This is a genomic window from Streptosporangium sp. NPDC051022 (assembly GCF_040683035.1).
GTDB lineage: Bacteria > Actinomycetota > Actinomycetes > Streptosporangiales > Streptosporangiaceae > Streptosporangium.
The window spans coordinates 114,557-127,680 of sequence record NZ_JBFBCF010000028.1; the positions used below are offsets into that span (position 1 = coordinate 114,557).

Here is a 13,124-nt window from a genome sequence, read left to right on the forward strand (position 1 = left end):
GCGCCGACCCGGCCCTCACCGCCGAGCTCGGCGGTGAGGGCCGCGTGTGCTTGCAGCCACGCCAGCGCTCGGGGGACCGGGTCGGCGTCAGCCAGAAGCTGAACGTCCACGATCAGGCGGGCTCGCCCACCGGGGTGGGCTTCGCCGTCCGAGCGGGCCTGGCCGCAGACGGCTGCGCAGCCTCGCCCGACTCTGCGGGGGCCGAGGCGGACGACACGGGCGGAGTGGGCGACTGAGCGGGACGGAGCGCGGCCTGCACGCTCTCAGGGTCCTTCGGGTCGGCGCCCGCGACCAGGCCGGCGGCGACGAGCCGCATCGCGTGGCCGCGCAGGAGTGTGATCTCCGCCTCGACCTCGTGGTCGCGGGGCTCCAGGCCGACGCTGCGCGCGCCCTCCTCGCCGAGGGGGTGGGCGAGCGTGCAGGTGACAAGGTCGTTCACCGGGATCTCCTCCAGGTTGTCCGGCACGCCGCGGAGTGGGTGCCGTGGATCAACCGGGAGCATGCCTGGAGGGGCGGGTTGCGTCAGGTCACGACCGTCAGAACACGGTCAGCGGCACCAGCAGCGTGAGAACCCGCACCTGGGAGATCGGAACCGAACGAGGCCCCTCCCCCTCGGGGAGGGCTCCGGTGATCGCCAGATGATGCCACGCCTCCTCTGACAGCACCTGGACCCGCAGCTCGCCGTGACCGCTGTCGGGAGGCGCCGGGTTGGACACGGCCACCCATCCCAGCGACCAGTCGCCCGACTCGTGGCGGCGTATGAGCCGCTGGCCGGTCACGCTCATATGCTCGGTGAGCTCTACTGCCTGCACGGTTGGCCCGGCCGGGAGGGGTTTGCGGTGTGCGCGACTCAACCTCATGCCCATCAGCATGAGGGGCGCAACCGACAAAACACCAGGTTAGAGCACCAGTTCGAGATAGAACCGGTCGCCCGGGTACAGGCTCACGCGGACGGCGACGGTACGGCCGTCGCCGTCGACCAGCGCGACGACGACCTCCTCCAGCGCGGTGCCGGGCGGCGTGCCGAGCAGGTCCTCCTCCGCGAGGGTAGGCATCCGCGCGATGACGCGCACCCGCTGCTCTGCGATGACGATCCCGGCCCGCTCCAGCAGGATGGTGTCGGGCTCGCTCAACTCCTGCGGCTCACCGAGCTCGGGCACCTGGGCGACGATGTCGCGCGGGTAGTACGAGTCAGTAATCGCCGCCCCGTGCGCGCGGCGCCACCACACTGACGTCGCGCTGGGCAGAAGCGGCGCCACCAGTGGCGGCGGCGCGCTGACCCGCACGTCGAGCCGCGCCCCGACCTCCCGGCCGCCCGCGGCGAGCGACAAGGACACCGGCTGACGGTCGTAGACGCGCACGAATGTGCCCACGGTCGGCTGCGTCACCGTCAGTCCCAGGCGGGCCAGTTCACCGATCGCGGCGCGGATCGTGTCCCGGGACACTCCCCCGAAGCGCTCGCGCAGTTCCGCCTCCGAAGGCAGTTGAGCGCCCGGCGCGAACTCACTGGAGGTGATGGCGTCCGCGAGCTTCCGCGCGATCACCTTGTACGGAGCCTGCCCGCCTGCCGCCATGCATCCCACCGCTCTCCATATGTCCCCGTCGCGCGTGGCACCCGTCGTGTCAGCACGTCCTGGTGTGTAGGTATCGGCTATGGCGGTCAACGTCAACAACTCCCCTTGCATCTCTTGTAGCTACAAGCTAGCTTGAAGCTACAAGGTAGCCAAGAGGGAGACCGCAAATGATCTGGAAGCGCAGGCTGCCCGGCGGCACCAGCGAACCCGCCCCCCAGCACGGACAGCACGTGTGCGTCGACCGCCAGCGCGCCGAGGTCATCCACGAAGAGGACGTCTGGACCCAGGTCCGTCTCCCGGACGGCACAACCCCGAACGTGCTCACCGCCCGGACCACGCCGTGCACCTGCGACGGAAACGGATGCACCCGATGATCCCCACGGACGTCTTCCTGCTCCTGCTCGCCGCCGCGGCTGCCGTCACCGCTCTCGTCTACGCCCGCCGCGACCCCCACAGAATCCACATCACCCCCGTCGACCTGGTGCGCCGCATCCACGCCTGGGCCACCGCCCGGCCGGCGGGCTGGTGGCGCGTCGCGGGATTCAGCGCCTTGACCGCCGGAAAGCTCCTGTGCTGGCTGGCGCTCGGCCTGCTGCTGTCCAGCGTCGCCGTGGTCGGCGTCGCGGCGAAAGTCCTCGCCACCGCCGCCGAAGTCCTCTGCATCGGTGCTGCCTTCCTGCTCTGGCACACCCGCGCCCTGCTCCGCGAGCAGGCCCGCCCCCGCTTCGAGATCACCCGTTAAGGAGCAAAACCATGATCGAAATCTTCGGCATGCTCGCCCTGCCCTGGTGGGTGGCGACGACCGCCGCTGCGATCGTCGCGTTCTTCGCCGCCCTGGCCATCCGCGGCCTGCGCGACCGGCCGTCGTCGGAGGAGTTCCCCGAGTTCCGGGACGCCCTCGCCCGCGCCCGCGACACCGACCTCTCCGAGAGCTGAAGGACCACGCCATGGGATTCCTCTTCGGCCGCGAGAACAACCACACCGCGAGCACGAGTTCCACCGGCGCCGCCGACCTCGCCAAGAAGATCCGAAGCAAGGGAGGCGCGTCCTCCTCCGGCGCGACCGTCCTGCTGCGCCTCATGGAGCAGGGCCAGGACCCGCAAGACCTGTGCCCCGAGCTCGCCGAGGGGGCCGCCCGATCCTTCCGCGACGTGGCCCGCAAGCTGCCCCGCGACGCCCGCCGCCTGGCCGAGAACATCGCGGCCTCCGCCGAACACGCCTCCCGAACCGGCCGCACCTGGACTGTCGGCTAACCCCCACCACACACCTGCCTGAAAGGACCGAGATGCTCCCCGCCCTGATCGTCACGCTGATCCTGGCCGCGGTCGTGCGCCTGGCGTGGCCGAAGTCCCGCCACGGCTCGGAGGCGGCGCACTTCTCCACCCCCTACGGTGAACTTCCTGCCGCCGGGCCCCGACCCTCCGGGCAGGTCGTGCGGTGGGCCAAGACCCGCACCACGTTCCGCCGCGCCCGTGCCACCTGGCGGGCCCTGCGTTCCACCGCCCGTACCCTCAACCGCCACCGGATCGCTCTCACCCCCGTGGCCGCCGGACTGGCCGTGCTCGCCGCGGGCACCGTCATCTACACCCAGCACATCCCGGTCTGGGCCGCGGGGACAGCCGCCCTACTGCTCGCTGCTCTCGTCTCCTGGAAGGCCAGTCACGCCGAGACTCTGCCGGTGTGGCTGTTCTCCTACCCGGCGATCGGTGGAGCCGCCTGGATCACCGCCAGCGCAGTATGGCCGCCCCACCTGCTCAGCCTCGGCGTCGGCACCGCCATCTACGCCGTCGTCTGGTGGGCTCACCCCGCCGTCCGCCGCACCATCGCATGGCAGGCTCGGCTCCAGTACCAGCTCGTATGGTGGCCGCGAGCGATGCGCCGCATCGGCCGCTCCGGGGTGAAGGTCAAGAAGGTCACGAAGATGGACCCGGCGGGCCAGCACAGCGTGTGGCGGCTCCAGTGCCCGCCCGGCGTCGTCGTCGAGGACCTCCAGACCTCGGACGCCCGCGCGGCCATCGAGAACGCCATGCGGTGGCCCAAAGGCGTCATCCGCAGCATCGAGCACGCCTCCACCCGCGACCGCAGCCTGGCCGACATGCACCGCAAGGACATGGAAAGCAGCCGCATCCTGCCCGTCGTCGACCTGCCGACCGAAGGGCTGCCCCGCTCGATCTACGACCCGTTCCTCACCAGCTCCGGTGAGAACGGCGAGACCGTCACGGTGCAGCTGGCCACCCGCGACGGCGGCGGCCGTCACGTCTTGCTCGCCGGCACCACCGAAGAGGGCAAGTCCACCCAGCTCGGCGACTACGAAATCCAGCTGTTCGGCTGTGAGGACGTCGTCGTGGTCGGCCTGGACCGCAAGGGCTGCATCGAGATCCGCAACGGCGCACACCGCATGGCCCGCGTCGCCCAGACCTCCGAGGAGGGCACCCTCCTGCTGGAGTCCGTCGCCGCGATGATCGACAACTCGGGGCCGCTCATCCCCGCCGGGCAGCGCGTCATGCACGCCACCCGCAACAACCCCGCCCTCGTGGTCCTCGTCGACGAGCTCGCCCGGTGGACCGCCGACGACGAGCGCAACCACCGTGCTCGCACCGCGATCGAGACGATCGTCACCAGCGGCCGAGCCGCGATGGTCATCCTCATCGCCGCGACCAACAGCCCGTCCGTCGCCTCGGTCGGCAAGGGCGAGATCCAGAAGGCTTTCGACGTCATCCACCTGTACCAAGGCTCCAAGCAGGTGTGGCGCAACCTGATCGGCGAGCGCATCCGCGCGGTCGACTTCACCGAACTCACCGGCCGGGGCCGCCACTACCTGCTTGACGGCCGCGCCTCCCAGCCTCGCCTGGTACGCGGCTTCAACAACAAGGCTTCCCGCGTTCTCCAGGTCGCGGTGGAGACCGGCCCGAACGCGCCAGCCCTTCACGCACTCAGAGAGAAGGCCGGCGGGCAGGCGTGGGCGACCGCCCCCGGCCGTGTCCCCGACGACCTCCTCCCCCACCTGTCCGAGACCCAGCGAACCGAGGTGTTCCGGGTGCGCGCCGAAGTACCCGCCGAAGAACTTCAGGCGCCGCTCGGTGTCGAGGACGGCGGCGTTGACCCGGCCATCATCGCCGCGGCGTCGACCAACGCAAAGGCGACGCGGATGGCTCAGGCCGTCGCCCGCGCCTGCCCCCTGATGGTCGGTGCTCCGGCAGGGTTCACGCCGAACGATCTGGTCCAGGAGTCCGGCATGGCCCGAGCAACCGTCAACAGGTGGCTCGCCACGCTGACCAGTGGAAACACGCCTCTGGTGGAGCGGGCAGAGCACGGCCGGTACAAGGTCGTCCCCGAGGCCACTGTCGATGTCCTGGCCACCGCCCTGCTTGGGGGGCGGTGACCCCGGCGACCCCGGCCCGTCCCCCCGCCCCATCCCCTCATCCCTCGCCGTCACATCCCGTGACCATCACCCTCAGTCGTCCCCCCGGCTCCGCCCCCATGTCTCTCTAGGCGCGCGCACGCGCCCGACCCCACGTCAAACCGTCTCTGAGACGGTTTCGGAGACACCCCGGAGACAGTAGGGGAGACGCCCCCAGAGACGCCCACACGTACGCACAGTAATTGGAGGACCCTCATGACCAGCCCCGCCAAGCCGCGCCGCCTGGCCTTCTGGTGGGCGCTGCTGTTCGCCAGCTCCGGCATAAGCCTGTTCCTGAACGTCTGGCACGCCGTCAACCAGTCCGAGGGCAGGACTGGGCACGCCATCCTGGCCGTCACCTACGCCGTGGTGCCCGTCGTGTTCGCCGGATGGCTGTCGCACGGCCTGGTGAACCCGCTACTCGGCATCTGGCCCCGCCGAGTGATCATCACGTTGTTCCTTGCGGCGCTGGCCATGTCAATGTCCGCGCAGGCAGAAGTCATGGAGCCCTACGGCGGCGACATCGGCCGGTGGGGTATCCCGCTCATCCTGGACGTGTCCGCCCTGGTCGCGTTGCACATCATCACCCAGGCGTCGGACGCCACCGCCAAGGCCGCTCGCGCCGCCGCCTGGGAAGCGGACATGGAGCGGATGCGGGCGGACATCCGCGCCACGGTCGAGGCGGACATCTACCGTCAGGTGGAGGCGGACATGGAGCGGGTGCGGGCGGCCATCACGGCGGACGCCAACGCCCGCGCGGAGGCGGACATGTCCGCCCGGCTCTCGGCCGTCGAGGCGGACACGGAGACCCGTCTGGAAGACATGAGGTCGGACATCCGGACTCAGGCGGAGGCGGACGCGGCGGCCCGCCTGGCGGACATGGAGGCGGACATCCGCCGCCAGGCCGAAGCGGACATGGCCGCCCGCTGGGTCGACTCGGAGGCGGACATCCGGGCTCGGGCGGAGGCGGACATGGCGGCCCGTCTGCCGGACATCGAGGCGGACATCCGCCGCCGCATCGAGGCGGACATCCGCCGCGAGGTCCGTCGCGAGATGTCCGGCAAGACCAAGACGCAGCCGAGAGACATGTCCGCTCCTAAACGGGAGATGACCAGCGCAGAGAGGGAAAAGCTGGCGCGGGAACTCCTCCGCGAGGATCCGGGCATGTCCGGGGCAGACCTGGGACGAGCGGTCGGCGTGTCCGCGCGTCAGGGCGTCCGGTTGCGCGACAAGATCCTCCCCGGGGTGGCCGGACATGCCGCCGACATCGAGACGGACGTGTCCGCCACCGAGCCGGACACCGACGCGGACACGTCCGACCGTCAGGTCCACCTCCACGCGGTCCGGTAGACCGGACATCGGTGGTGGACATGTCCGCCACCGAAGCAGCCCGACCGAGCTTCATGAGGCAGACAGCCGAGGGGCGGCATCGTGCGGTGCCGCCCCTCGGCGTGTCCACCGGACATGACCTATCCGGCCTCGCCCCGGAGACATGCCGGGCCCTCAGTCAGCCTCCTCAGGATCCGCTTGATATGTCCCTCGCTGGCGTCCACCAGGATGGCAATCGCATCCGGCGGCCACCCCTTGGCAGCCAGACGACCAACCTGCTCCCAGTCCAGACGCCGCCGTGCGCCACGACCCCGCCGCGGCTCCCCGGCCTCCTGCGCGATGGCCGCGATTGTCACGTCCGACACCCGCCACTGGATCATGATGTCCGTGATCAAATCGCCGCCCCGGTAAGCGGCCAGGATCTCCGCTTTCCGCTCCTCCGACACTCGGCTCCCCGGAGGACCGCCCGGCCGCCGGAGCGCCACTCTGGCGGCTTGCAGCGCGCGATGCACCGCCGTATGGGAACAGCCGACCTCCGTAGCGATCTGCCGGATCGACTGCCCGGCCTCGTAGCGGCGCGCTACAGCGGCCCGATCGATGACTCTGCGGCCCTTCTTCGTGCTCATGCCCGGCACCATGCCGACCCGGACGGGCTTACGTCCCGCCTCGGTCCAACGCGCCGCCAGCACGACGAAGGGGTGCCAGCCGTACAGCTGGCACCCCTTCAGGTTCGTCAGCGGTCAGCCGGCGAAGTCGCCCTGGGCAGTGAGAGCGTCCAGGTATGCCGTCACGGCGGCCGACAAGACCGCCTGGACATCGATGCCGTCGACTCCGGCCGCGCGCAGCCGGACCCTCAGCGTCCGCACGGCGGACAGGACGCTGCCGCGCAGGAGCGTCCCGAGCTGCCGGTAGTCGTCCCCGGGAAGCTCGGCGTACGCCTCGGCCCGCTCACCCCACACGGCCAGGTCACCGTCGCCGAGCTCGTCGGCGCGCAGAACCGCCAGCGCCGCATCGACATGAGGCCACAGCGGACGTTCCCGCCCAGCCGCCATGGTCTCCGCGAGCTGAAGGTTCATCAGGCGCTGGTAGACCTCCGGAGCGATGTTGATCGTGTGCTTACGCCGCTCGTCGCCCTTGCACGCCGCGTTGCTCGTCGGCGCCACCTTCGCACCGCGCTTGCCCCGAGGCTTCACCACCTTGGCCGGCGGGGAAGCCGGGGGAGCCGTCACCGTCTCGGCGGGCTCCAGCGTGGGCTCTAGCTCTCGATCAGGAACAGCCCGAACCGAAGGTCCCGGCTCAGCAACAGGCTCCGTAGGGATGGTCTCAGCGGGTTCAGGCTCGGCTGGTACCGGTGTGGGGACGGCGGCCAGTGGGCGGGCAGGCGGCTCGGCCTGTGCTGGAGCTGCCACCGCTTCGGGTGCGGGCTCGACAGGCCTGACCGGCTGGATAACGATTGGAGGTGGCGTCGGCAGGTCCGGGACTGCGTGAGAGGCGGTCTGCTGGACCGTCTTCTTCAAGTCTCGGACGGGCTTGCGCTCCGGCGGCATCAGGCGACACCCGCCCCAAGACCGATCGTGGCCAGGATGTTGCCGGTCAGCTCGGCGTAGTTGCGGTGCTCGCCGCGGTGGTTGGGGAACTGCCACACCGCAGGGTTGCCGTACATGTAGGCGGTGGGGATGTACTCGCCTACGCCGATGACCGGCTGGAAGGCAGCGATGTTGTTGTCCCTCATGAGGTCCGCGACCGTACGGGCTTCCTTGTGGTCGGCCCACTTGTTGAGAATCCACCCGGTCACCGCGAGCGCGGGGTTCTGCATCGACTTGATCCGCTCGGCCTTCTGCACGGCCGCGACCGTGGACTGGAACGACGGGACGCGAGGCTCGGTGATGGGGATGACGACGTTGGAGGCGCACATGGCAGCGCTGGTGAGGTTGCCGAGCGTAGGCCGGGTGTCCAGAAGGATGAGGTCGAAGTCCTCCAGGATCGGCTGGAGGACGCGGTTGACCGACCAGATGCCTCCGAGGGTGGAGTCAGACGACAGGCGTGCCTCCACTTCGTCCATCTCGGTGTAGCTCGTCGGTAGAACCCACAGGGGTACCCCCTCAGAAGCTTGGACGAGGCAATCCCGGATGGCCGGGCCTCCGCTGGCGGGCGGGTTGAGGAGTTCGGCGAACCCCAGGCCGGGACGGCGCTCGATACCGAACCAGTCCGACAGATGCCCTTGGGGGTCGCCATCGGCGATCAGAACGCGCTTGCCGTAGACATCAGAGGCGGTAGCCCCGAGGTTCGCGGTGGTCGTCGTCTTACCGACACCGCCCTTCAGGCTGGATATGGACGCGACGATAGCGGTCATGTAGATACCTCATTGCTTGGTCGGCGATGTTGCGTCGCCGATGGTATCGGTGGCATCAGGTGTGACGCCTGTTGCCTCGCTGGATCGTTATGCCGATCATCAGCAGTCCGCACATCGGAGTCCGCAATGAACCCGCCTGCACAGTTGGCCAGTTAGACCGCCCGACAGTTAGCCAGTTAGAAAGTTAGAACGTGTCGCTCCACGAAAGGCGGCTACCTACCCTGTACCGTTCTCTAACCACCCGTGGCTCTCCCCGGACACAAGTCCTCCAGACCTGCCACCGTCTTCCAGCATGGGAAGCAGCAAAGTTCGGATCACACCCGGATTGGCAGCACGCCTCGCCGCCGGACCGATACGACGCAGGGTCGAGCGGGTCACCGACGCCGCGGCGGCCGAAGTCCGCGACCGCGCACCGGACGGCAAGCAGTGGGTCACGGAGCCCAGCGAGCACCCCAGGCACTGGCATGCCGAGATGGACGGCGCGTCCATCCCGGAGAACGTCTCCTACAAGGTCCCTCGGGCGACCTACATCCCGAAAGGCAGGGGCGAAGACGGCAAGGCCGTCAACCCCGGAGGCGGGTGGCAGTCCATCCCGGGCTGGGACTTTGCGGCCCGGCCGCGCGACCCGCGCCTGCCCGACTACCAGAGCGTGAACTGCGGCTGCCGTTCAGTACCGATCCCAGGTGCGCTCGCACGAGCGACGCACACCACGCCGGTCGTCGTCCGGCCCGGCCGGGTGTCATCGTCGGTGGTGTGCGACTACAACCGGGTGGTCGAGGCCGAGTTCGGCTCCTCCGCGGACGCCGGCGCGCACTTCATGGGGCTCGCCGCGGCGGTCGTCGCGGCCCGCTACCGGTGATCCTGAAGCAGGGCGGGCCCGCAGTCCTCGCAGGCCCGCGCCTGACCTCCACCCGCCAGGCACCCCACGGCGATACGGGGGAGCGGCCACCGTTTACCGCACGATACGCACGCCGTCCCGGCCCGCTGCGCGCCATCGAGCCCTTCGGCCGACACGAGATTCACGACAACCGCCCTTCCACTCGCACCCACGACAGCGCGGGCACGACCCGGTGTGGCCGGTGCGCGGCGGTGACGACCGTCCAGGATCGGCCCGTGCTCGGCTCCACCACGGCGTCGCGCGCCTTGATAGGCCACACCTCAGGGTCGAGCGCCAGCACCCACACGCCGGGCCCGTCCTTCTCCCCGTCCGCCGGCGGCTCCGACACGATCGCGCCGGGGGAGACGTCCCGGATGGGCCCCCAGGCGGTGGCGGAGCGGGTGCCGTGCCCGTCGAGCTCCTCGTGACCGTCGCGGACACCGAACCTCGTCGTGGGCTGCGTCACGGCCATGACGTGTACCCCAGAGGGTGCGGCGCGATCCCATCCGGCTGGTGAACGCTCAGGACCCGCCAGTAGCTCAATGAGGTAAGGGTTGGGGGCGCCCCCGCTGCCCCCGACCCGGCTTGTGGATCGTCGGTGTAGGTGACCGACTGCCCTTCCAGCGATGCGGACTTCACGCGGCGCCCGTTCGGGGACAGCTGCACGATGTGCGGCATCGCCGCGGCGTGGCCGAGCACGTACCGGCGCAGCGCCGCCCCGTAGTCCGGGTCGGCGTCCGGGTCCAGACCCGCCCGGTACACCACGGTGTAACGGCCGGTCGGCTCCCCGCTCGAGGTCTCCGCCGTCGCGGAGACGATCTCCACGATGGGGTGGCGCTTCACCGCCCAGGAGTCTCCTTGCCGGAGAACTCCGTGCTCAGTGATCAGGCGCGGCACCGGGAAGGTGTGCAGGTGCGCGGTGACCGTCGCCAAGGCGTCGTCGATCGCGTCCTGGATGACGGCGCGCTGCTCCGGTGTCAATGGCCGGGCCAGGCTGATCCGGACCGCGACCTCCTCGGGCGTCACCACCGCCACCGTGCACCTCTCCTTGGTTGACGTGCGGTCTGGCGTGAGGGGAGCGGCCGCCCGGGGACGAGAGTCCCCCGGTCTGCCCCCGTGCGGGGCTCCCCCTCACGCCAGCACCTCTATCCGCGGCGGCACCGCGCCCTTTCGGTTCCCCTCCGGCCCGGCTGCACCCCCCAGAGCAGCCGGACACCGTCGAGGCTCGGTGCCGCCGCGAGCCTGTGTTATTCCTGGCCGGAGGTCGGCCGGGCTGCGCGCAATGCCTTCAGCTCCTCCGTCAGCGCCGCCGCCGTGGTCTTGTCGACGCGCCGCCCGGCGCTGTACTCCAGCTGATCGCTGGGGTGGGTGGCGCCGAGGTAGTAGTGGCGGCGGGTGATGCGCTGCGCGGTCCGCACGTACGTGAGGTGGTCGGGCCCGGCCGCGACGAACATCTTGTCGGGGTCGATCGGGTTGCCGTCCTCGCCGATCAGGTCTTCGAACTCAGCGCCCGGCATCACCGTGTGCCGCAGTCCCGGCTCCGGAGCCACAGGCGGCACCTCAGCGGGCGCCGAGGTGGGCGGCTCCAGCGGGGCAGCCGGGGTGGAGACGATCTCGCTCGGCGGGGTGTCGCGCTCAGGCTCTTCCGGCTGCTGGGAGACGGGGGGATCCAGCGGAGCCACACCCTCAGGGGTTACCGGAGGCTGCGGGTCCTCCGCGAGCGGCGAAGTCGTCGGGGCCGCAGCCGTTTCCTGCTCTGCCGAGTCTGCGGGCTTTGCTGTCCTGCGGCGTGGCGGCACGTCATCCTCCGGGGGTCGCTGGCCGGTCACGCCGAAACGTAGGAGGGCGGCGGGGTTACCGTCTGCTCTCGCCAAGAGCAGACAGGAAATCCACGACCGTCACCTCCACCAAAACCCTAGACGCACATTCAAAGAGCAATGTATTTTCAGAGTGTTTAAGGGGGAGTTGGGCTCCCCGACCTACCCCTGTAAGGACTCTGATGCCTACGAAAAGACGCACACCCCCGACCCGCACCCCACGACGGCGGACACCTGCCCGCACGACCAGCACGGCCCGCACAACACGCAGCAGAAAAGCCTCCAGCGACCCGATCGGCTGGCTCCTGCGAACCACGGCCAAGGCAACCCGCAAGCTCACCAAGCTCCTGGCCGCCGGCCTGCGCGTCCTGGTGCGAGGCGCGAAGAACTCCCCCCACCAACGTGACGCAGCCGTGGTCCTGCTCGTCCTGGCCACCCTCGTTCTGGCCGCCGTCACCTGGGGCATCACACGCGGCATCGCCGCCACCTACGCCCTGACCGCCCTTACCTTCCTGGTCGGCTCCACCACATGGGTCCTGCCTTTCATCACCGCCGGATCAGCGGTGCACCTGCTCCGCCGTACCCGCCCCACCAGGCGACGCTCGACACCCGGCTGGGCGATGACCCTCCTCGGTGTCCTCGGCGTCGTCGACATCATCTGCGGCGTCCCGAGCCCGTTCACCGGCTCCGGCGGCGGACTGATCGGCCACCTACCAGCGGGAGCGCTCACGGAGGTCCTGCCGTCCCCGCTGGCTGTCCTCGCGCTGCTGGTCGTCATCGGGTTCGGGACGGCGATCGTGACCGGCACACCTCTTTCGGAAGTTCCCGCACGCGTCGCCCGCCTGGCCCGCTCCACCGCCGCACGACGTGCCGCACGCCCCCGGCCGGCTATCGCTGACGCACCATCTCGTCCAGCGCCTTCCACCGTTCGCCGCCCCACCACAGTCACGACCACCGTTTCGACGCCCCCCGCCCCACCAGCCGAACCGCCCGCACCAGAGCCCACCCCGGCCGAAGCACCGACGTCGTCCTCAGAGCCCGCGTCTCCTGCCTCACCCGAGGTCGATAGCAGCACGCCTGCTCCCGCCCCCGATTCCCGTCCGGCGCCTGCTCAATCCGCTGCACCCACCCCCGCCATGCGAGCTCCAGCACCGGCCGCCACCTCACATGCTCTACCGGATCTGGCGACGCTTCAGGTCGGTACCGCGCCCAGACCGCAGACCAAGGCCAACACCGTCGTGGTCGACGCGCTGACCAGCGTGATGGAGCAGTTCTCCATCGACGGGCAGGTGGTCAGCTTCACCCGCGGCCCCACGGTGACGCGCTACGAGGTCGAGCTGGGTCCCGCGGTCAAGGTGGAGAAGTTCACCAACCTCCACAGGAACATCGCCTACGCCGTCAAGTCGGCGGACGTACGGATCCTCAGCCCCATCCCCGGCAAGTCCGCGATCGGCGTCGAAGTCCCCAACGCTGACCGCGACATGGTCTCCCTCGGCGACATCCTGCGCTCGCAGGTGGCCCAGGCCGACCACCACCCGATGATCGTCGGACTCGGCAAGGACACCGAAGGACGGGTAATCGTGGCCAACCTGGCCAAGATGCCCCACCTGCTCATCGCGGGCGCCACCGGCGCCGGTAAGTCGGTCTGCGTCAACGGCCTGATCTCCTCGATCCTGATGCGCGCCACGCCCGACGAGGTGCGGATGGTGCTGGTCGACCCCAAGCGGGTCGAGCTGTCCGTCTACGAGGGCATCCCGCACCTCATCACGCCGAT

17 protein-coding genes are annotated in these 13,124 nt (G+C 70.0%); 8 read left to right on the plus strand and 9 right to left on the minus strand.

Annotated elements, in window-relative coordinates; genetic code table 11:
• Nucleotides 1–112: 112 nt before the first annotated feature.
• The 3 genes from AB0N02_RS35120 to AB0N02_RS35130 all read right to left on the minus strand — a co-directional run bounded on the left by AB0N02_RS35120 (nucleotide 113) and on the right by AB0N02_RS35130 (nucleotide 1,574).
• Nucleotides 113–439, minus strand: coding sequence for a hypothetical protein (locus tag AB0N02_RS35120; protein WP_363955518.1), 327 nt, complete (start codon nucleotides 437–439; stop codon nucleotides 113–115).
• Nucleotides 440–536: 97 nt separating this feature from the next.
• Complete coding sequence (locus tag AB0N02_RS35125) at nucleotides 537–860, minus strand: hypothetical protein (protein ID WP_363955521.1); 324 nt, start codon at nucleotides 858–860, stop codon at nucleotides 537–539.
• 39 nt (nucleotides 861–899) lie between these two features.
• Complete coding sequence (locus AB0N02_RS35130; RefSeq protein WP_363955561.1) at nucleotides 900–1,574, minus strand: GntR family transcriptional regulator; 675 nt, start codon at nucleotides 1,572–1,574, stop codon at nucleotides 900–902.
• A 167-nt stretch (nucleotides 1,575–1,741) separates the two neighbouring features.
• Here AB0N02_RS35130 and AB0N02_RS35135 point away from each other — a divergent pair, with 167 nt between their 5' ends.
• The 6 genes from AB0N02_RS35135 (at nucleotide 1,742) to AB0N02_RS35160 (ending at nucleotide 6,324) form a co-directional block, all read left to right on the plus strand.
• Entirely contained in the window at nucleotides 1,742–1,948 is a 207-nt protein-coding gene (locus tag AB0N02_RS35135; protein ID WP_363955524.1) for a hypothetical protein, read from the plus strand.
• Nucleotides 1,945–2,316: a hypothetical protein gene (locus AB0N02_RS35140; protein WP_363955527.1), complete on the plus strand. Its 372-nt coding sequence runs from the start codon at nucleotides 1,945–1,947 to the stop codon at nucleotides 2,314–2,316. The genes AB0N02_RS35135 and AB0N02_RS35140 overlap by 4 nt, the downstream gene beginning before the upstream one ends.
• A gap of 11 nt (nucleotides 2,317–2,327) precedes the next feature.
• Nucleotides 2,328–2,510, plus strand: a complete 183-nt coding sequence (locus AB0N02_RS35145; protein WP_363955529.1) for a hypothetical protein — start codon at nucleotides 2,328–2,330, stop codon at nucleotides 2,508–2,510.
• Between the two features lie 11 nt (nucleotides 2,511–2,521).
• Nucleotides 2,522–2,827, plus strand: coding sequence for a hypothetical protein (locus AB0N02_RS35150; RefSeq protein ID WP_363955532.1), 306 nt, complete (start codon nucleotides 2,522–2,524; stop codon nucleotides 2,825–2,827).
• A 32-nt stretch (nucleotides 2,828–2,859) separates the two neighbouring features.
• Nucleotides 2,860–4,956, plus strand: a complete 2,097-nt coding sequence (locus AB0N02_RS35155; protein WP_363955534.1) for a hypothetical protein — start codon at nucleotides 2,860–2,862, stop codon at nucleotides 4,954–4,956.
• 234 nt (nucleotides 4,957–5,190) lie between these two features.
• Nucleotides 5,191–6,324, plus strand: a complete 1,134-nt coding sequence (locus AB0N02_RS35160) for a hypothetical protein (RefSeq protein WP_363955536.1) — start codon at nucleotides 5,191–5,193, stop codon at nucleotides 6,322–6,324.
• A 119-nt stretch (nucleotides 6,325–6,443) separates the two neighbouring features.
• Here the strand turns inward: AB0N02_RS35160 and AB0N02_RS35165 are convergent, their stop codons facing one another.
• The 3 genes from AB0N02_RS35165 to AB0N02_RS35175 form a co-directional block, all read right to left on the minus strand.
• Nucleotides 6,444–6,929 (minus strand): helix-turn-helix domain-containing protein, encoded by a 486-nt coding sequence (locus AB0N02_RS35165; protein WP_363955539.1) that lies wholly within the window; start codon nucleotides 6,927–6,929, stop codon nucleotides 6,444–6,446.
• 114 nt (nucleotides 6,930–7,043) lie between these two features.
• On the minus strand, nucleotides 7,044–7,496 hold the full coding sequence (locus AB0N02_RS35170) for a hypothetical protein (protein WP_363955542.1): 453 nt from the start codon (nucleotides 7,494–7,496) through the stop codon (nucleotides 7,044–7,046).
• Between the two features lie 353 nt (nucleotides 7,497–7,849).
• Nucleotides 7,850–8,656, minus strand: coding sequence for a ParA family protein (locus AB0N02_RS35175; protein WP_363955545.1), 807 nt, complete (start codon nucleotides 8,654–8,656; stop codon nucleotides 7,850–7,852).
• A gap of 325 nt (nucleotides 8,657–8,981) precedes the next feature.
• On the opposite strand from AB0N02_RS35175, the gene AB0N02_RS35180 reads away from it, so the two are divergent.
• The gene (locus AB0N02_RS35180) at nucleotides 8,982–9,515 is read left to right on the plus strand and encodes a hypothetical protein (protein ID WP_363955548.1); all 534 of its coding nucleotides are present in this window, start codon (nucleotides 8,982–8,984) and stop codon (nucleotides 9,513–9,515) included.
• A gap of 160 nt (nucleotides 9,516–9,675) precedes the next feature.
• On the opposite strand, the gene AB0N02_RS35185 is transcribed toward AB0N02_RS35180, so the two are convergent.
• The 3 genes from AB0N02_RS35185 to AB0N02_RS35195 all read right to left on the minus strand — a co-directional run bounded on the left by AB0N02_RS35185 (nucleotide 9,676) and on the right by AB0N02_RS35195 (nucleotide 11,215).
• Complete coding sequence (locus AB0N02_RS35185) at nucleotides 9,676–10,005, minus strand: hypothetical protein (RefSeq protein ID WP_363955550.1); 330 nt, start codon at nucleotides 10,003–10,005, stop codon at nucleotides 9,676–9,678.
• Nucleotides 9,996–10,568, minus strand: coding sequence for a hypothetical protein (locus tag AB0N02_RS35190; protein ID WP_363955552.1), 573 nt, complete (start codon nucleotides 10,566–10,568; stop codon nucleotides 9,996–9,998). Before AB0N02_RS35190 ends, AB0N02_RS35185 begins: the two co-directional genes overlap by 10 nt.
• 212 nt (nucleotides 10,569–10,780) lie before the next feature.
• The gene (locus AB0N02_RS35195) at nucleotides 10,781–11,215 is read right to left on the minus strand and encodes a hypothetical protein (RefSeq protein ID WP_363955555.1); all 435 of its coding nucleotides are present in this window, start codon (nucleotides 11,213–11,215) and stop codon (nucleotides 10,781–10,783) included.
• Nucleotides 11,216–11,532: 317 nt separating this feature from the next.
• Here AB0N02_RS35195 and AB0N02_RS35200 point away from each other — a divergent pair.
• Nucleotides 11,533–13,124, plus strand: a 1,592-nt coding sequence (locus tag AB0N02_RS35200) for a DNA translocase FtsK 4TM domain-containing protein (protein ID WP_363955558.1), incomplete at its 3' end; no start/stop codon positions are given.